This window comes from Streptomyces sp. S.PNR 29 (assembly GCF_030386795.1).
Lineage (GTDB): Bacteria > Actinomycetota > Actinomycetes > Streptomycetales > Streptomycetaceae > Streptomyces.
Window position 1 is genome coordinate 198310 of record NZ_JANUQM010000001.1, and the last position, 18689, is coordinate 216998.

Annotated in this window: 15 protein-coding genes; 14 read left to right on the top strand and 1 reads right to left on the bottom strand. The window is 69.1% G+C overall.

Annotated features, from left to right (window positions below):
• Nucleotides 1–12: 12 nt before the first annotated feature.
• From NW895_RS01010 to nuoN, 13 genes are read left to right on the top strand one after another with little or no spacing between them, the layout of a single operon-like run.
• Nucleotides 13–567 carry an NADH-quinone oxidoreductase subunit B gene (locus tag NW895_RS01010; protein ID WP_055635348.1) on the top strand — a complete coding sequence of 185 codons (555 nt, stop codon included), beginning with the start codon at nt 13–15 and terminating at the stop codon, nt 565–567.
• A complete protein-coding gene (locus tag NW895_RS01015) occupies nt 564–1310 on the top strand; it encodes an NADH-quinone oxidoreductase subunit C (RefSeq protein ID WP_289933069.1) in 747 nt (248 codons plus the stop codon). Before NW895_RS01010 ends, NW895_RS01015 begins: the two co-directional genes overlap by 4 nt.
• Nucleotides 1307–2641 carry an NADH-quinone oxidoreductase subunit D gene (locus NW895_RS01020; RefSeq protein ID WP_289933070.1) on the top strand — a complete coding sequence of 445 codons (1335 nt, stop codon included), beginning with the start codon at nt 1307–1309 and terminating at the stop codon, nt 2639–2641. The genes NW895_RS01015 and NW895_RS01020 overlap by 4 nt, the downstream gene beginning before the upstream one ends.
• Nucleotides 2638–3510 carry an NADH-quinone oxidoreductase subunit NuoE gene (nuoE, locus tag NW895_RS01025; protein WP_289933071.1) on the top strand — a complete coding sequence of 291 codons (873 nt, stop codon included), beginning with the start codon at nt 2638–2640 and terminating at the stop codon, nt 3508–3510. The genes NW895_RS01020 and nuoE overlap by 4 nt, the downstream gene beginning before the upstream one ends.
• A complete protein-coding gene (gene nuoF / locus NW895_RS01030) occupies nt 3507–4856 on the top strand; it encodes an NADH-quinone oxidoreductase subunit NuoF (RefSeq protein WP_289933072.1) in 1350 nt (449 codons plus the stop codon). The genes nuoE and nuoF overlap by 4 nt, the downstream gene beginning before the upstream one ends.
• The gene (locus NW895_RS01035) at nt 4853–7357 is read left to right on the top strand and encodes an NADH-quinone oxidoreductase subunit G (protein ID WP_289933073.1); all 2505 of its coding nucleotides are present in this window, start codon (nt 4853–4855) and stop codon (nt 7355–7357) included. Before nuoF ends, NW895_RS01035 begins: the two co-directional genes overlap by 4 nt.
• Complete coding sequence (nuoH, locus tag NW895_RS01040) at nt 7354–8718, top strand: NADH-quinone oxidoreductase subunit NuoH (RefSeq protein ID WP_289933074.1); 1365 nt, start codon at nt 7354–7356, stop codon at nt 8716–8718. Before NW895_RS01035 ends, nuoH begins: the two co-directional genes overlap by 4 nt.
• A complete protein-coding gene (gene nuoI / locus NW895_RS01045; protein WP_289933075.1) occupies nt 8711–9352 on the top strand; it encodes an NADH-quinone oxidoreductase subunit NuoI in 642 nt (213 codons plus the stop codon). Before nuoH ends, nuoI begins: the two co-directional genes overlap by 8 nt.
• Entirely contained in the window at nt 9349–10191 is an 843-nt protein-coding gene (locus NW895_RS01050; protein WP_289933076.1) for an NADH-quinone oxidoreductase subunit J, read from the top strand. The genes nuoI and NW895_RS01050 overlap by 4 nt, the downstream gene beginning before the upstream one ends.
• Nucleotides 10188–10487 carry an NADH-quinone oxidoreductase subunit NuoK gene (gene nuoK / locus NW895_RS01055; RefSeq protein WP_028420845.1) on the top strand — a complete coding sequence of 100 codons (300 nt, stop codon included), beginning with the start codon at nt 10188–10190 and terminating at the stop codon, nt 10485–10487. The genes NW895_RS01050 and nuoK overlap by 4 nt, the downstream gene beginning before the upstream one ends.
• A 14-nt stretch (nt 10488–10501) precedes the next feature.
• A complete protein-coding gene (gene nuoL, locus NW895_RS01060; RefSeq protein WP_289933077.1) occupies nt 10502–12466 on the top strand; it encodes an NADH-quinone oxidoreductase subunit L in 1965 nt (654 codons plus the stop codon).
• A 5-nt stretch (nt 12467–12471) separates the two neighbouring features.
• Nucleotides 12472–14043 (top strand): NADH-quinone oxidoreductase subunit M, encoded by a 1572-nt coding sequence (locus tag NW895_RS01065; protein ID WP_289933078.1) that lies wholly within the window; start codon nt 12472–12474, stop codon nt 14041–14043.
• Entirely contained in the window at nt 14040–15689 is a 1650-nt protein-coding gene (gene nuoN / locus NW895_RS01070) for an NADH-quinone oxidoreductase subunit NuoN (protein ID WP_289933079.1), read from the top strand. The genes NW895_RS01065 and nuoN overlap by 4 nt, the downstream gene beginning before the upstream one ends.
• Before the next feature lie 69 nt (nt 15690–15758).
• Here the strand turns inward: nuoN and NW895_RS01075 are convergent, their stop codons facing one another.
• The gene (locus NW895_RS01075) at nt 15759–16361 is read right to left on the bottom strand and encodes a Uma2 family endonuclease (RefSeq protein WP_289933080.1); all 603 of its coding nucleotides are present in this window, start codon (nt 16359–16361) and stop codon (nt 15759–15761) included.
• 200 nt (nt 16362–16561) lie between these two features.
• Between NW895_RS01075 and recQ the strand changes: the two genes are divergently transcribed.
• A complete protein-coding gene (gene recQ / locus NW895_RS01080) occupies nt 16562–18562 on the top strand; it encodes a DNA helicase RecQ (protein WP_289933906.1) in 2001 nt (666 codons plus the stop codon).
• The last annotated feature ends 127 nt before the right edge of the window (nt 18563–18689 follow it).

Here is an 18689-nt window from a genome sequence, read left to right on the forward strand (position 1 = left end):
GGGCCTAGGGACATGGGACTCGAAGAAAAGCTGCCGAGCGGATTCCTGCTGACCACCGTCGAGCAGGCCGCGGGCTGGGTGCGCAAGGCGTCGGTCTTCCCCGCCACGTTCGGCCTCGCCTGTTGTGCCATCGAGATGATGACCACCGGCGCCGGCCGCTACGACCTGGCGCGCTTCGGCATGGAGGTCTTCCGCGGCTCACCGCGCCAGGCGGACCTGATGATCGTCGCGGGCCGGGTGAGCCAGAAGATGGCGCCGGTGCTCAGGCAGGTCTACGACCAGATGCCGAACCCCAAGTGGGTGATCTCCATGGGGGTCTGCGCCTCCTCCGGCGGCATGTTCAACAACTACGCGATCGTCCAGGGCGTCGACCACATCGTCCCGGTCGACATCTATCTCCCGGGCTGCCCGCCACGGCCCGAGATGCTGATGGACGCCATCCTCAAGCTCCACCACAAGATCCAGAACTCCAAGCTCGGCGTGAACGCCGAGGAGGCCGCCCGCGAGGCGGAGGAGGCGGCGCTCAAGGCCCTGCCCACGATCGAGATGAAGGGGCTGCTGCGGTGAGCGACGCGAACGGCAACGCAGGCGGCGTGAACCCCGAGAAGGACCTGTCGGCCTCCAACCTCCCCGGCCGGCGCGGCCAGGGCGGCGAGGAGATCCGGGTCCAGCGCGGCATGTTCGGCGCCAACAACGGCGGCGACACCTCCGGCTACGGTGGCCTGGTCCGCTCGGTCCGGCTCCCGGGACCGGCGAGCAGGCCATACGGCGGCTGGTTCGACGAGGTCGCCGACGAGCTTGAGGGCGCCCTTGAGGAACAGGGGCTCCTCCCCGACAACGCCATCGAGAAGACGGTCGTCGACCGCGGTGAGCTCACCTTCCACATCGAACGCGAGCACCTGGTCCGGGTCGCCAGGACCCTGCGCGACGACCCCGCCCTGCGCTTCGAGCTGTGCACCGGCGTCAGCGGCGTCCACTACCCGAACGACAAGGGGCGCGAGCTGCACGCCGTCTACCACCTGCGCTCGATCACCCACAACCGGCTGATCCGCCTGGAGGTCAGCGCCCCCGACAGCGACCCGCACATCCCGTCGCTGGTCTCCGTGTATCCGACGAACGACTGGCACGAGCGCGAGACGTACGACTTCTTCGGCATCGTCTTCGACGGTCACCCGGCACTGACGCGGATCATGATGCCCGACGACTGGCAGGGCCATCCGCAGCGCAAGGACTACCCCCTCGGCGGCATCCCCGTCGAGTACAAGGGCGCCCAGATCCCGGCTCCGGACCAGCGGAGGTCGTACTCATGAGCACGCAGACCCCTTCTTCCGCCGCATCCGCCCGGGAGACCACCGAGGGCACCGTCTACACCGTCACCGGTGGCGACTGGGACGAGGTCGTCGAGACCGCGACCCGCGCCGACGACGAGCGCCTGATCGTCAACATGGGTCCCCAGCACCCCTCCACGCACGGCGTGCTCCGCCTGATCCTGGAGATCGAGGGCGAGACCGTCACCGAGGCCCGCTGCGGCATCGGCTACCTGCACACCGGTATCGAGAAGAACCTTGAGTACCGGACGTGGACCCAGGGCACCACGTTCGTGACGCGCATGGACTACCTGACGCCGTTCTTCAACGAGACGGCGTACTGCCTCGCGGTCGAGAAGCTCCTCGGCATCGAGGACCAGATCCCGGACCGGGCCTCGATCATCCGTGTGCTCCTGATGGAGCTGAACCGGCTGTCCTCGCACCTGGTGTGCATCGCCACCGGCGGCATGGAACTCGGCGCCACCACGATCATGATCTACGGCTTCCGAGATCGTGAACTGATTCTCGACATCTACGAGCTCATCACGGGCCTCAGGATGAACCACGCGTACATCCGCCCCGGCGGACTCGCCCAGGACCTGCCGCCCGGCGCGGTGGACCAGATCCGCGAGTTCGTGAAGAAGATGAAGAAGAACCTCCCGGAGTACGACAAGCTCGCCACCGGGAACCCGATCTTCAAGGCCCGTATGCAGGACGTCGGCTACCTGGACCTGGCCGGCTGCATGGCCCTCGGCGCGACGGGGCCGATCCTGCGCTCCACCGGCCTGCCGCACGACCTGCGCAAGGCCCAGCCGTACTGCGGTTACGAGACGTACGACTTCGAGATCCCGACCGCCGACACCTGCGACTCCTACGGCCGCTTCCTCATCCGGCTGGAGGAGATGCGCCAGTCGCTCAGGATCGTCGAGCAGTGCCTGGACCGGCTGCAGCCCGGACCGGTCATGGTCGCCGACAAGAAGATCGCCTGGCCCGCCCAGCTCGCCCTGGGACCGGACGGGCTCGGCAACTCCCTCGACCACATCAAGAAGATCATGGGCACCTCCATGGAGGCCCTGATCCACCACTTCAAGCTGGTGACCGAGGGCTTCCGTGTCCCGCCGGGACAGGCGTACGCGGCGGTCGAGTCGCCCAAGGGCGAGCTCGGAGTGCACGTCGTCTCCGACGGCGGCACCCGCCCCTACCGGGTCCACTTCCGCGATCCGTCCTTCACCAACCTGCAAGCCATGGCGGCGATGTGCGAAGGCGGCCAGGTCGCCGACGTCATCGTCGCCGTCGCGTCCATCGACCCCGTGATGGGAGGCGTCGACCGGTGACCACCAGTTCTTCGGAGCGGGGCGTCAGCCTGGGCATGCCCGAACTGCCCGCGCCCGACTACCCGGACGACGTTCGAGCCCGGCTGGAGGCGGACGCGCGCGAGATCATCGCCCGCTACCCGGACTCCAGGTCCGCCCTCCTGCCGTTGCTGCACCTGGTGCAGGCGGAGGAAGGGCATGTCACGCGCACCGGAATGCAGTTCTGCGCGACCATGCTGGGCCTGACCACGGCCGAGGTCACCGCGGTCGCCACCTTCTACACCATGTACCGGCGCAAGCCCTCCGGTGACTACCAGGTAGGCGTGTGCACCAACACGCTGTGCGCGGTGATGGGCGGCGACGCGATCTTCGAGACGCTCCAGGAGCACCTGGGCGTCGGCAACGGCGAGACCACCGACGACGGCAAGGTCACCCTGGAGCACATCGAGTGCAACGCGGCCTGCGACTACGCGCCGGTCGTGATGGTCAACTGGGAGTTCTTCGACAACCAGACCCCACAGACCGCCAAGAACCTCGTCGACGACCTGCGCGCGGGCAGGCCGGTCTCGCCGACGCGCGGGGCACCCCTGTGCACGTTCAAGGAGACCGCCCGGATCCTGGCGGGCTTCGCCGACGAGCGGGAGGGGGCCGTCGAGGCGAGCGGCAGTGCGGGACCGGCGTCGCTGGTGGGTCTCCGCCTGGCCAGGGGAGAGACCGCACCCGCGCGCGTGGTCCATCCGCGGGACGGCGGACCGCACGACGAGCCGCAGGACAGCACCGTGCACCAACCGTCACCGACGGAGCACCTGAGCTCGCACGACGCGCCGCAGGACACATCGGCCTCCGACCCCGCCCACCCGGCGGGTCCTGTCGCCGAGGAGGGGGAGTGATGACCTTGGCACCCGAGATCAAGGACACCAGCCCGGAGAAGCTGCTCGCACCCGTGCTGTCGGCCTTCTGGGACGAGGACAAGTCCTGGACGCTGGACGTCTACCGAAGGCACGAAGGATACGAGGGGCTCCGCAAGGCGCTGGGCATGTCGCCTGACGACGTCATCGCGTACGTCAAGGAATCCGGTCTGCGCGGGCGCGGCGGCGCGGGGTTCCCGACGGGAATGAAGTGGCAGTTCATTCCCCAAGGGGATGGCAAGCCTCACTATCTAGTTGTCAACGCCGACGAGTCGGAGCCCGGCACCTGCAAGGACATCCCGCTCCTCTTCGCGAACCCGCACAGCCTCATCGAGGGCATCGTCATCGCGTGTCACGCCATCAGGTCGTCGCACGCCTTCATCTATCTGCGTGGTGAAGTCGTCCCAGTGCTGCGGCGGTTGCACGCGGCCGTCGCTGAGGCCTACGCGGCGGGCTACCTCGGCAAGAACATCCTGGGCAGCGGACTCGACCTCGAACTCACCGTGCACGCGGGCGCGGGCGCGTACATCTGCGGTGAGGAGACCGCGCTGCTGGACTCGCTCGAAGGCCGCCGGGGTCAACCGCGGCTTCGTCCCCCCTTCCCTGCTGTCGCGGGCCTCTACGCGTGCCCGACTGTTGTGAACAACGTCGAGTCGATCGCGTCGGTTCCCGCGATTCTGCATCGGGGCAAGGAATGGTTCCGGTCGATGGGCAGCGAGAAGTCGCCGGGCTTCACGCTCTACTCGCTCAGCGGCCACGTAGCGAGCCCCGGCCAGTACGAGGCCCCGCTCGGCATCACGCTGCGCCAGCTGCTCGACATGAGCGGCGGCATGCGGCCGGGCCACCGGCTGAAGTTCTGGACACCGGGCGGTTCCTCGACGCCGATGTTCACCGACGAGCACCTCGACGTCCCGCTCGACTACGAGGGAGTGGGCGCCGCGGGTTCCATGCTCGGCACCAAGGCCCTGCAGTGCTTCGACGAGACGACCTGCGTCGTCCGCGCCGTCACCCGCTGGACCGAGTTCTACGCCCACGAGTCCTGCGGCAAGTGCACGCCCTGCCGTGAAGGGACGTACTGGCTCGTGCAGTTGCTGCGCGACATCGAGGCCGGCAAGGGCACGATGTCCGACCTCGACAAGCTGAACGACATCGCCGACAACATCAACGGCAAGTCGTTCTGCGCCCTCGGCGACGGCGCCGCCTCGCCGATCTTCTCCTCGCTCAAGTACTTCCGCGAGGAGTACGAGCAGCACATCACGGGCCGCGGCTGCCCCTTCGACCCGGCCAAGTCGACGGCCTGGGCCGACCGCACGGAGGTGAACGCATGACCGTGACCACCAACGCTCCCGCAGGCGGGGGAGAGGCGGCGGTCCCGCCGGAGGACCTCGTGACGCTGACGATCGACGGCGTGGAGGTCAGCGTGCCCAAGGGCACCCTGGTCATCCGCGCCGCCGAACAGCTCGGCATCGAGATCCCCCGGTTCTGCGACCACCCTCTCCTCGACCCGGCCGGCGCCTGCCGCCAGTGCATCGTCGAGGTCGAGGGCCAGCGCAAGCCCATGGCGTCCTGCACGATCACGTGTACGGACGGAATGGTCGTGAAGACTCAACTGACCTCCCCGGTCGCCGAGAAGGCACAGCACGGTGTGATGGAGCTGCTGCTCATCAACCACCCGCTGGACTGCCCGGTCTGCGACAAGGGCGGCGAGTGCCCGCTGCAGAACCAGGCCATGTCGCACGGCAACGCCGAGTCCCGCTTCGAAGGAAAGAAGCGGACGTACGAGAAGCCCGTGCCGATCTCCACGCAGGTGCTGCTCGACCGCGAGCGGTGCGTGCTGTGCGCGCGCTGCACCCGGTTCTCCAACCAGATCGCGGGCGACCCGATGATCGAGCTGATCGAGCGGGGCGCGCTGCAGCAGGTAGGCACCGGCGAGGGCGACCCGTTCGAGTCGTACTTCTCCGGCAACACGATCCAGATCTGCCCGGTCGGCGCGCTGACCTCGGCGGCGTATCGCTTCCGCTCCCGCCCCTTCGACCTGATCTCCTCGCCGTCGGTCTGCGAGCACTGCTCGGGCGGCTGCGCGACCCGCACCGATCACCGGCGCGGCAAGGTCATGCGGCGGCTCGCCGCCCACGACCCCGAGGTCAACGAGGAGTGGATCTGCGACAAGGGGCGGTTCGCGTTCCGGTACGCGCAGACACGGGACCGGCTGGAAACCCCTCTGGTGCGGAACGCGGAGGGCGACCTCGAACCGGCCTCCTGGCCGGAGGCGCTGCAGATCGCGGCGCAGGGTCTGCTCGCCTCGCGCGGCCGGACCGGTGTCCTGACCGGAGGCCGCCTCACCGTCGAGGACGCCTACGCGTACAGCAAGTTCGCGCGCGTGGCGCTGGACACCAACGACATCGACTTCCGCGCGCGCGTGCACAGCAGCGAGGAGGCCGACTTCCTGGCCGCCCGGGTCGCCGGCCGCGGCCGTGACCTCGACGGTACGGGCGTCACGTACACCTCCTTGGAGAAGGCGCCCGCCGTCCTGCTGGTCGGGTTCGAGGCCGAGGAGGAGGCGCCCGGCGTCTTCCTGCGGCTGCGCAAGGCCTGGCGCAAGCACGGACAGCAGGTGTTCTCCCTGGCCACGCACGCCACGCGGGGTCTGGAGAAGGCGGGCGGCACGCTGCTGCCGGCCGCGCCCGGGACCGAGACCGAGTGGCTGGACGCGCTCGCCGGCGGTGTCGGCCTGGACGAGACCGGGACGAAGGCCGCCCAGGCGCTGCGCACCGAGGGAGCGGTGATCGTCGTCGGCGAGCGGCTGTCCGCGGTGGCCGGTGGTCTCACCGCCGCCGTACGGACCGCGTCCGCGACCGGCGCCCGGCTGGTGTGGATCCCGCGCCGGGCGGGGGAGCGCGGTGCCGTCGAGGCGGGTGCGCTGCCGTCGCTGCTGCCGGGCGGGCGTCCGGCCACCGACCCGCGCGCGCGGGAGGAGGTCGCCGCGCTCTGGGGCGTCGCCGACCTTCCGCACCGCTACGGGCGCGACACCGGCCAGATCATCGAGGCGGCCGTGACCGGCGAACTCCAGGCGCTGCTGGTGGCCGGGGTCGAGATCGCCGACCTTCCCGACCCGGCACGCGCGCGTGAGGCCCTCACCGAGGTGGGCTTCCTGGTGTCGCTGGAGCTGCGGCCCAGCGAGATCAGCGAGCAGGCCGACGTCGTCCTGCCGGTCGCCGCGGTCGCCGAGAAGGCCGGCACCTTCCTCAACTGGGAAGGCCGGGTCCGCTTCTTCGAGGCCGCGCTCAAGCCCGACCAGATGACCCGCCGCCTCGCGCCCACCGACGCGCGCGTGCTGCAGATGCTGGCCGACGCCATGGACGTACACCTGGGCCTGCCGGATCTGCGCACCACGCGGGCGGAGATCGACCGGCTCGGCGCCTGGGACGGGCCGCGGGCCACGGAACCGCTGGAGACGGCGGGCGCGCTGCCGCGGCCGGCCGCCGGGGAGGCCGTGCTCGCCGGGCACCGGCTGCTGCTCGACCAAGGCGTCCTCCAGGAGGGCGACGAGGCGCTCGCCGGCACCCGGCACGCCGCACGCGCGCGCGTGTCGGCCGCCACGGCCGCCGAGGCGGGCGTCAAGGACGGCGACCTCCTCGCCGTGACCGGCTCCTTCGGAGCCGTGGAACTCCCGCTGCAGATCAGCGAGATGCCCGACAGGGTGGTCTGGCTCCCGCTGAACTCCCAAGGCGGGGGCGTCGCCTCCGACACCGGGGCGCTGCCCGGATCCCTCGTCCGCATCGGCCCGGCGACGCTCGCCGGCGAGGCCCCCAAGGAGGTGGAGGCATGAGCCCGTACCTCGCCGCTGAAGACCTCTCGATGTTCGGCCACGACCCCTGGTGGCTGGTCGTCATCAAGGCGGTGTTCTGTTTCGCCTTCCTGATGGTGACCGTGCTCGTCTCCATCGTCATGGAGCGCAAGGTCGTCGCGTGGATGCAGCTGCGCATCGGCCCGAACCGGCACGGCCCCTGGGGCATGCTCCAGTCGCTCGCCGACGGCATCAAGCTGATGCTCAAGGAGGACGTGGTCGTCAAGCGCGCGGACAAGGTGGTGTACGTCCTCGCACCGATCGTCGCGGCCATCCCGGCCTTCATGGCGATCGCGGTGATCCCCTTCGGGCCGGCCGGCAACGAGATCTCGATCTTCGGCCACCGCACCACGATGCAGCTCACCGACCTGCCGATCGCGATGCTGTACGTCCTCGCGGTCGCCTCGGTCGGCATCTACGGCATCGTGCTGGCGGGTTGGAGTTCCGGATCCACGTATCCGCTGCTGGGCGGTCTGCGCTCGTGCGCGCAGATGATCTCCTACGAGATCGCCATGGGCGCCGCGTTCGCCTCCGTGTTCCTCTACTCGGGGTCGATGTCGACGTCGACGATCGTCGAGCAGCAGACCGATCGCTGGTACATCCTGCTGTTGCCGGTGTCCTTCGTCCTCTACATCGTGACGATGGTCGGCGAGACCAACCGCGCCCCCTTCGACATGCCGGAGTCCGAGGGCGACCTGGTCGGCGGCTTCAACACCGAGTACTCGTCGATCAAGTTCGCGATGTTCATGCTCGCCGAGTACGTGAACATGGTGACGGTCTCGGCCGTGGCCACCACCCTCTTCCTCGGCGGCTGGCGTGCCCCGTGGCCGGTCAGCACCTTCTGGGAGGGCGCGAACCACGGCTGGTGGCCGCTGCTGTGGTTCGTCGTCAAGGTGCAGCTGCTGCTGTTCTTCTTCATCTGGATCCGCGGCACGCTCCCGCGGGTCCGCTACGACCAGCTGATGAAGCTCGGCTGGAAGGTCCTCATCCCGGTCTCGCTGGTGTGGCTGATGCTCGTCGCCAGCGTGCGGGCCCTTCGGAACGAGGGATACGGCTTCAGCGACATCGTCCTCTACGTCGGCGGCGCCGTCCTCGCCCTGCTGCTGTTGTCCTTCGTCGCCGACATGTTCCGCGAGAAGGCCAAGCAGGCCGAGCAGCCCGCTGAGAAACCGGCCGCTTTCGACCCGATGGCCGGCGGATTCCCCGTGCCGCCGCTGCCGGGACAGGAGCTGCCGCCGGTGCCGCGACGCCGTCCGCGCCGTGAGCGGGAGCTGATTGTCAGTGGTGGGGCGGATACTCAGAGTGACGGATCTCTGGATGGAAAGGAGGCGTCCGATGGCTGAGCAGCCCAAGGAGACCGACCCCGGTTTCCAGAACCCCGTGGCCGGCTTCGGTGTGACCTTCAAGGCCATGTTCAAGAAGCGGCTGACGGAGCAGTACCCGGAGCAGCAGAAGACCACGGCTCCGCGTTTCCACGGACGGCACCAGCTCAACCGCCATCCGGACGGCCTGGAGAAGTGCGTCGGCTGTGAGCTGTGCGCCTGGGCCTGCCCCGCCGACGCGATCTACGTCGAGGGTGCGGACAACACCGACGAGGAGCGCTACTCGCCGGGCGAGCGGTACGGCCGCGTCTACCAGATCAACTACGCCCGCTGCATCCTGTGCGGGCTGTGCATCGAGGCGTGCCCCACGCGCGCGCTCACGATGACCAACGAGTTCGAGCTGGCCGACTCCAGCCGAGCCGACCTCATCTTCACCAAGGAACAGCTGCTCGCCGGCCTCGAGGAGGGCATGGTCGACACCCCGCACGCCATCTATCCGGGGACCGACGAACAGGACTACTACCGGGGCCTGGTGACGGAAGCCGCGCCCGGCACGGTGCGCCAGGTCGCCCTCTCCAAGGGGGAGGTCCCGCAGGAGGCCTCCTCCACCTTCGGTGAGAGCGAACCGGCCTCGGAGAAGGTGATCGGCCGATGACCTCCCAACTCGCCGCCTACAGCACCTCCACCGGAGAGGCCGTCCAGTTCTGGATGCTCGGCACCATCGCCGTGATCGGCGCCCTGTGCACCGTCTTGATGAAGAAGGCCGTGCACAGCGCGCTCTGCCTCGCCGGAACCATGATCATTCTGGCGGTGTTCTACCTCGCCAACGGCGCCTACTTCCTGGGCGTCGTCCAGATCGTCGTCTACACCGGCGCGATCATGATGCTGTTCCTGTTCGTGGTGATGCTCGTCGGCGTCACCGCGGCGGACTCCCTGAAGGAGACCATCAAGGGTCAGCGCTGGCTGGCCCTGTTGTGCGGGCTCGGCTTCGGCATCCTGCTGTTCGCGGGCATCGGCAACGCCTCCCTCAGGGAGTTCAACGGCATCGGCCAGGCCAACGCGAACGGCAACGTGGAGGGCATCGCGTCCCTCATCTTCACCAAGTACGTCTTCGCGTTCGAGATCACCGGCGCCCTGCTCATCACGGCCGCCGTCGGCGCCATGGTGCTCACCCACCGGGAGCGCACCGAACGCGCCAAGACGCAGCGCGAGCTGGCCGAACAGCGCATCCGGGAAGGCAAGTACATCCCGCCGCTGCCGGCGCCCGGTGTGTACGCCCGGCACAACGCCGTCGACATCGCGGGCCTGCTGCCCGACGGCACCCCGTCCGAGCTCACCGTCAACAAGACGCTGCGCGAGCGGGGCCAGATCCGTGACGTGTCGACGGAGGCGCTCAACGACCTGCGGGCGCTGGAGCAGCGGGCCGAGGAGCGCCTGGAGCGCAAGTCCATCGAGCCGGCGAAGTTCGGGCGGGCCGAGGAGGCGTCGAAGTGAACCCCGTCAACTACCTCTATCTCGCGGCCCTGCTGTTCACGATCGGCGCCACCGGCGTGCTGATCAGGCGCAACGCGATCGTCGTCTTCATGTGCATCGAGCTCATGCTCAACGCCTGCAACCTCGCGTTCGTCGCCTTCTCCCGGATGCACGGCAACCTCGACGGCCAGATCATCGCCTTCTTCACGATGGTCGTCGCCGCCGCGGAGGTCGTGGTCGGGCTCGCGATCATCGTGTCCCTGTTCCGTACCCGCCACTCGGCCTCGGTCGACGACGCCAGCCTGATGAAGCTGTAAGGGGTCGCTGAATCGTGGAGAACCTGATTGCGCTGCTGGTGGCGGCGCCCCTGCTCGGAGCGGCGGTCCTGCTGTGCGGCGGACGTCGGCTGGACGCCGTCGGTCACTGGATCGGTACGCTGCTGGCGGCCGTCTCCTTCGTGATCGGCGTCGTGCTCTTCGCCGACCTGCTGGGCAGGAGCGCCGACGACCGCACCCTGACGCAGCACCTGTTCAGCTGGGTTCCGGTGGAGGGATTCCAGGCCGACGTCGCCTTCCGCCTCGACCAGCTGTCGATGACGTTCGTCCTGCTGATCACCGGGGTCGGCTCGCTGATCCACCTGTACTCCGTCGGGTACATGGAGCACGACGAGCGGCGCCGCCGCTTCTTCGGCTACCTGAACCTGTTCCTCGCGGCGATGCTGCTGCTCGTCCTCGCCGACAACTACCTGCTGCTGTACGTCGGCTGGGAGGGTGTCGGTCTCGCCTCCTACCTGCTGATCGGCTTCTGGCAGCACAAGCCCAGCGCCGCCACGGCCGCGAAGAAGGCCTTCCTGGTCAACCGCGTCGGCGACATGGGCCTGTCGATCGCGATCATGCTGATGTTCCTGTGGTTCGGCACCTTCGCCTTCGGGCCGGTGCTCGGCACCCACGAGGAGGCCGGGCTCGCCGGTGCCGCCGGTGAGGGCAAGCTCACGGCCATCGCCCTGATGCTGCTGCTCGCCGCCTGCGGCAAGTCCGCCCAGGTGCCGCTGCAGTCCTGGCTCGGGGACGCGATGGAGGGCCCGACCCCGGTCTCGGCCCTCATCCACGCCGCGACGATGGTGACGGCGGGCGTGTATCTCATCGTCCGCTCCGGGGCCATCTTCAACGGCGCGCCGGACGCGCAGCTGGTCGTCACCATCGTCGGAGCGGTCACGCTCCTCTTCGGTGCGATCGTCGGTTGCGCGAAGGACGACATCAAGAAGGCGCTGGCCGGCTCGACCATGTCGCAGATCGGCTACATGGTGCTGGCCGCGGGCCTCGGCCCCATCGGCTACGTCTTCGCGATCATGCACCTGGTGACGCACGGCTTCTTCAAGGCCGGGCTGTTCCTCGGTGCCGGTTCGGTCATGCACGGCATGAACGACGAGGTCGACATGCGCCGCTACGGCGGTCTGCGCAAGTACATGCCGATCACGTTCGTCACCTTCGGACTCGGCTACCTCGCCATCATCGGCTTCCCGGGCCTGTCCGGCTTCTTCTCCAAGGACAAGATCATCGAGTCGGCGTTCGCCAAGGGCGGCACCGAGGGCTGGATCCTCGGCGGCGTGGCCCTGCTGGGCGCGGCCATCACCGCGTACTACATGACGCGCGTGATGCTGATGACCTTCTTCGGCGAGGAACGCTGGCGCCATGCCCCGACGCCGTCCCCGGCCGAGCCCGATGTGGAGCCCGCCGCCGAGACGCGCGGCGAGTACGCCCCGCCGCACCCGCACGAGTCGCCCAAGGTCATGACGATCCCGATGATCGTGCTGGCCGTCGGGTCGGTGGCCGCGGGCTTCCTGTTCAACTGGCAGGACGGCTTCCTGCACTGGCTGGAGCCGATCACCGGGCACGATCACGGCCATGCGCCGATCAGCGCCCTCACGGTCACGCTGTCCACGGTGGCCGTGATGGTCCTCGGCGTCGCCCTCGCCTACACGCAGTACGGCCGCCGTCCGGTCCCGGCCGTCGCCCCGCGCGGGTCGCTGCTCACCCGGGCAGCCCGGCGCGACCTGCTCCAGGACGACTTCAACCACATCGTCCTCGTGCGCGGCGGCGAGCACCTCACACGCTCCCTGGTGTACGTCGACCACAGCCTGGTCGACGGCGTCGTCAACGGCACGGCGGCCTCGGTCGGCGGCCTCTCCGGGCGGATGCGCAGGCTGCAGAACGGCTTCGCCCGCTCCTACGCGGTCTCGATGTTCGGCGGCGCGGCGCTCATCGTCGCCGCGACCCTGCTGATGAGGGCGGTCTGATACCGATGTCCTTTCCTCTGCTGACAGCGACGGCGGTACTCCCGGCCATCGGGGCGATCGCCACGGCCGCCGTACCGGCCGCGCAGCGCACCGCCGCCAAGTGGCTGGCGCTGCTGGTCTCCCTGACCACGCTCGCGCTCGCCATCACGGTCCTGGTGCGCTTCGACCCCGACGGCGACCGCTACCAGCTCACCGAGTCCCACGCCTGGATCAAGGACTTCGGTGTCAGATACGAGCTGGGCGTGGACGGCATCGCGGTGGCGCTGATCGCGCTGACCGCCGTACTGATCCCGTTCATCATCCTCGCGGGCTGGCACGACGCCGACCCGCTGGAGACCGGCAGCAGGCGCTGGCGGCCGACACAGGGCTTCTTCGCCCTGATCCTGGCCGTCGAGGCGATGGTGATCCTCTCCTTCGAGGCCACCGACGTCTTCCTCTTCTACATCTTCTTCGAGGCCATGCTGATCCCGATGTACTTCCTCATCGGCGGCTTCGGGGACCGTGCCCACGCGCACGGCGAGGAGGCGGCGTCGACGCAACGGTCGTACGCGGCGGTGAAGTTCCTGCTCTACAACCTGGTCGGCGGTCTGATCATGCTGGCCGCGGTGATCGGTCTGTATGTGGTCGCCGGGAACTTCTCCCTGCAGGAGATCGCCGAGGCGCGGGCGAACGGTTCGCTGGACATGGCGACCAACACCGAGCGCTGGCTGTTCCTCGGCTTCTTCTTCGCCTTCGCGGTGAAGGCGCCGCTGTGGCCGTTGCACACCTGGCTGCCCAACGCGATGGGGGAGGCCACCGCACCGGTCGCCGTGCTGATCACAGCCGTCGTCGACAAGGTGGGCACCTTCGCGATGCTCCGCTTCTGCCTCCAGCTGTTCCCGGAGGCGAGCAAGTGGGCGACGCCCGTGATCCTCGTACTGGCGCTGATCAGCATCATCTACGGGGCGCTGCTCGCGGTGGGCCAGCGGGACATCAAGCGCTTGGTGGCCTACGCGTCGATCTCGCACTTCGGCTTCATCATCATGGGCATCTTCGCGATGACCAGCCAGGGCCAGTCCGGGGCGACGCTCTACATGGTCAACCACGGCATCTCGACCGCCGCCCTGATGCTGGTGGCGGGCTTCCTGATCTCGCGGCGCGGCTCGCGGCTCATCGCCGACTACGGCGGTGTGCAGAAGGTGGCGCCGGTGCTCGCCGGGACGTTCCTCATCGGCGGTCTGGCGACTCTGTCGCTGCCGGGACTCGCCCCCTTCGTGAGTGAGTTCCTGGTCCTGGTCGGCACGTTCACGCGCTATCCGGTGATCGGCATCATCGCCACCTTCGGCATCGTCCTCGCCGCGCTCTACACCCTCGTCCTCTACCAGAGGACGATGACGGGCCCGGTGAAACCGGAGGTAGCCGCGATGCCCGACCTGCGGGTGCGTGAGCTCGTGGTCGTCGCCCCGCTGGTCGTGCTGCTGATCTTCCTGGGCGTCTACCCGAAGCCCGTGACGGACATCGTCAACCCGGCGGTCAAGCAGACCATGTCCGACGTACAGAAGAAGGATCCCCAGCCCGAGGTGGAGGCGGCCAAGTGAGCGCAACAGCCGTCCACAGCCTGTGGACAACGGCGGCCGACCCGATCTCGAAGATCGACGCGCCGAAGATCGAGTACGGACAGCTGGCCCCCACCCTGATCGTCGTCGGCGCGGCGATCGTCGGGGTGCTGGTCGAGGCGTTCGTACCGCGCAAGTCCCGTTACTACGTCCAGATGTTCGTGTCCGTCGTCGCGCTGGCAGCCGCATTCGCCGCGGTCGTCGCGCTCGCCGCCGACGGATACGGCACGACCAAGGCACGCATCGCGGCGATGGGCGCGCTCGCCGTCGACGGGCCGTCCCTGTTCCTGCAGGGCACGATCCTGCTGGCCGGCCTGGTCGGCCTGTTCACCTTCGCCGAGCGACGGCTCGACCCGGCGGCGCACGGCAACCGCGTCGACTCCTTCGCCGCGCAGGCCGCGTCCGTGCCGGGCAGCGAGAGCGAGAAGGCGGCGGTGAAGGCGGGGTTCACCACCACCGAGGTGTTCCCGCTGCTGCTCTTCGCGATCGCCGGCATGCTGATCTTCCCGTCGGCCAACGACCTGCTGACGCTGTTCGTGGCCCTGGAGGTCTTCTCGCTGCCGCTGTACCTGCTGTGCGCGCTGGCCCGCCGCAAGCGGCTGATGTCGCAGGAGGCCGCGGTCAAGTACTTCCTGCTCGGCGCGTTCGCCTCCGCGTTCACGCTGTTCGGCATCGCGCTGCTGTACGGCTACGCGGGCTCGATGTCGTACGCGACGATCGCGCAGGTCGTCGACGGAACGATCCAGGACGTCAACCCGGCGCTCGCGGACACCATGGGCAACGACGCGCTGCTGCTCGTCGGGTCCGCGCTGGTCGTCATGGGCCTGCTGTTCAAGGTGGGCGCGGTGCCGTTCCACATGTGGACACCGGACGTGTACCAGGGGGCGCCGACGCCGGTGACCGGGTTCATGGCGGCGGCGACCAAGGTGGCGGCCTTCGGCGCGCTCCTGCGGCTCCTGTACGTCGTGCTGCCCGGACTGCGCTGGGACTGGCGGCCGGTCATGTGGGGTGTCGCCATCGTCACCATGCTGGGCGGCGCGATCGTCGCGATCACGCAGACCGACATCAAGCGGCTGCTGGCGTACTCGTCGATCGCGCACGCGGGCTTCATCCTCGCGGGTGTCATCGCGATGACGCCGGACGGTGTGTCCTCGGTGCTGTTCTACCTGGCGGCCTACTCGTTCGTGACGATCGGCGCGTTCGCGGTGGTCACGCTGGTGCGGGACGCGGGCGGTGAGGCGACCCACCTGTCGAAGTGGGCCGGGCTGGGCCGTCGTTCTCCGCTGGTCGCGGCCGTGTTCGCGGTGTTCCTGCTGGCCTTCGCGGGTATTCCGCTGACCTCCGGGTTCGCCGGGAAGTTCGCCGTGTTCAAGGCGGCGGCGGAGGGCGGTGCGGCTCCGCTGGTCGTGATCGGTGTGATCTCGTCGGCGATCGCGGCGTTCTTCTACATCCGCGTGATCGTGCTGATGTTCTTCAGCGAGCCGCGGCCGGAGGGGCCGACGGTGGCCGTGCCGTCGCCGTTGACGATGACGGCGATCGCGGTCGGTGTGGCGGTCACGCTGGTGCTGGGTGTGGCGCCGCAGTACTTCCTGGACCTTGCCGGTCAGGCGGGGGTGTTCGTGCGCTGACGCGGTCTTCGCACAGGCGGCTGCCCGGCACCCTTCGTCAGGAGTGCCGGGCAGCGGCGTACCCAGGGGTTACTGAGCCTTGTCCCGGCGTGCCCTGATCTGAGTGAGGTCCAGGTCAACCTGGAACGGAACGTCTGCCTTCATCCGCTCGCGGAAGATGCCGGTGCTGGTGTAGGTGCCCGTGGTGGGCTCCAGTTCGAAGACGTGCACCGCGGCACGCCCCTTCTCGCTCTCGACCCGCCAGTAGTGGGGAATCTTGGCCCGCGCGTATTTCAGAGGCTTGGTCTCGCGGTCCCGGGAGACGGAATCCGCAGAGACGACCTCGATGGCCAGGACGACGGCTTCCGCCGGGATCCGGGTCTGCTCAGGGTCCTCCACCGCTTCCCCACGCACGACGACCACATCCGGCTCGGGCCGGTTCTGTCGGTCCAGGTCGATGGTGAACTCGCGGAACACCTCCAGGTCCGCGGGCGCCAGAGACTGGAGCTGCCACTCGAAGAAGCTCACAGCGCGCATGTGGAAGATGGTCTGCGGACTCACGAAGACCAGGCTTCCGTCGATCAGTTCCGTATGCGGAGGCAGATTCGGAAGCCGGTCCAGGTCGTCGGCGGTCCAGCCGCCCTCCGGCGGGGTCGGCCAGGTGGGCTCGGACGCCTTCGGTGCGACGCTCATCAGTGCTCCCATGGGACGGAGTCTCGCCGGTGCATTCAGACTATCCGCCGGAAACGGGCAGGTCTCCCGCGAACGTGTGAACGACGATCGTGTCCTTGACGCAGGCTGGAGGGGGCGGCCTGTGGATAACTCCGGGGCTGTCGGTGCCGCCCCCTATCGTGGTCTCAGTGGTCGAGGGACGACGTACGGGGGACGGGACGATGGCTGGGACGGGCGGTATCGCCGAGATGTCAATGACGCAGAGCGAGGCGCTGGCCGCGCTGCACCGGGTCTTCGGGTACGAGGCCTTCCGCGGTGAGCAGGAAGCGGTCATCGAGCACGTGGTGGCGGGCGGGGACGCCGTCGTCCTCATGCCGACCGGCGGCGGCAAGTCGCTGTGCTACCAGATTCCGGCCCTGGTCAGACCGGGCACGGGCGTCGTGGTCTCCCCGCTCATCGCGCTGATGCAGGACCAGGTGGACGCGCTGCGGGCGCTCGGCGTGCGCGCCGGGTTCATGAACTCGACGCAGGACTTCGACGAGCGACGGGTCGTCGAGGCCGAGTTCCTGGCCGGCGAGCTGGATCTGCTGTACCTGGCGCCGGAGCGGCTGCGGCTCGACTCGACGCTGGACCTCCTCTCCCGCGGGAAGATCTCCGTCTTCGCCATCGACGAGGCGCACTGCGTGTCCCAGTGGGGCCACGACTTCCGGCCCGACTACCTGGCGCTGTCGCTGCTGGGTGAGCGCTGGCCGGACGTCCCGCGGATCGCGCTCACGGCGACGGCCACCCGGGCGACGCACCAGGAGATCACACAGCGGCTGAACATGCCGACGGCGCGGCACTTCGTGGCCAGCTTCGACCGGCCCAACATCCAGTACCGCATCGTGCCGAAGTCGGACCCCAAGAAGCAGTTGCTGAGCTTCCTGCGCGAGGAGCACGCCGGAGACGCGGGCATCGTGTACTGCCTGTCCCGCAACTCCGTGGAGAAGACGGCGGAGTTCCTGAGCCGCAACGGCATCGAGGCGGTGCCGTACCACGCGGGCCTCGACGCGGGCACGCGTGCCGCCCACCAGTCGCGGTTCCTGCGGGAGGACGGGCTGGTCGTGGTGGCGACCATCGCCTTCGGCATGGGCATCGACAAGCCGGATGTCCGCTTCGTCGCCCACCTCGACCTGCCCAAGTCGGTCGAGGGCTACTACCAGGAGACGGGGCGCGCCGGGCGGGACGGGCTGCCGTCGACGGCCTGGATGGCGTACGGCCTCAACGACGTCATACAGCAGCGCAAACTGATCCAGTCGGGCGAGGGCGACGAGGCGTTCCGCCGCCGGGCGGCCATGCACCTGGACGCGATGCTCGCGCTGTGCGAGACGGCACAGTGCCGCCGCGGCCAGCTCCTCGCCTACTTCGGGCAGGACCCCGACCCGGCGGGCTGCGGCAACTGCGACACCTGCCTCACCCCGCCCGAGACCTGGGACGGCACGATCGCGGCGCAGAAGGTGCTGTCGACGGTGGTGCGGCTGCAGCGGGAGCGCGGGCAGAAGTTCGGCGCGGGGCAGATCATCGACATTCTGCTGGGCAAGCGGACCGGCAAGGTGATCCAGTTCGACCACGACCAGTTGTCCGTCTTCGGCATCGGCACGGAGCTCTCGGAGGGCGAATGGCGCGGTGTCGTCCGGCAGTTGCTGGCGCAGGGGCTGGTCGCGGTCGAGGGGGAGTACGGCACCCTGGTGCTGACCGAGGACAGCGGGGCGGTGCTGCGGCAGGAGCGGGAGGTGCCGCTGCGGAAGGAGCCGAAGAAGCCGGTGGCCGCGCGGTCGGCCTCCTCGGGTACCGCGGGCTCGTCGGGTTCCGGTCGCGGCAGGACGAAAGCCGCCGCGGCCGAGCTTCCCGAGGAGTTGCTCCCCGCCTTCGAGGCGCTGCGTGCCTGGCGCGCCGAGCAGGCCCGTGAGCAGGGCGTACCGGCGTACGTCATCTTCCACGACGCCACACTCCGGGAAATCGTCACGGTCTGGCCGACGTCGGTGGCGCAGCTGGGCGGCGTGGGTGGCGTCGGCGAGAAGAAGCTGGCGACGTACGGGGAGGGCGTGCTCGCGGTGCTGGCCTCGCTGGGCGGGACGTCTGGGACGTCAGCGCCGGCTCCGGCGCACCATGCCGAGCCGGGTGGGGACGACTGGCCCGAGACGGACGCGGAACCGGAGCCGGAGCAGGACGACTGGATATAGGCGCCCTGGCCACATACAGGCGCCCGTGGCCACCTCCCGCCCCCGCCGCACGCGGGTAACAGCGCCCGTGCCGCGTAGGCCCTGACGCCGCGTCGGTGCCGGCCGTGGCGCTTGCTCAGCCCTGCCG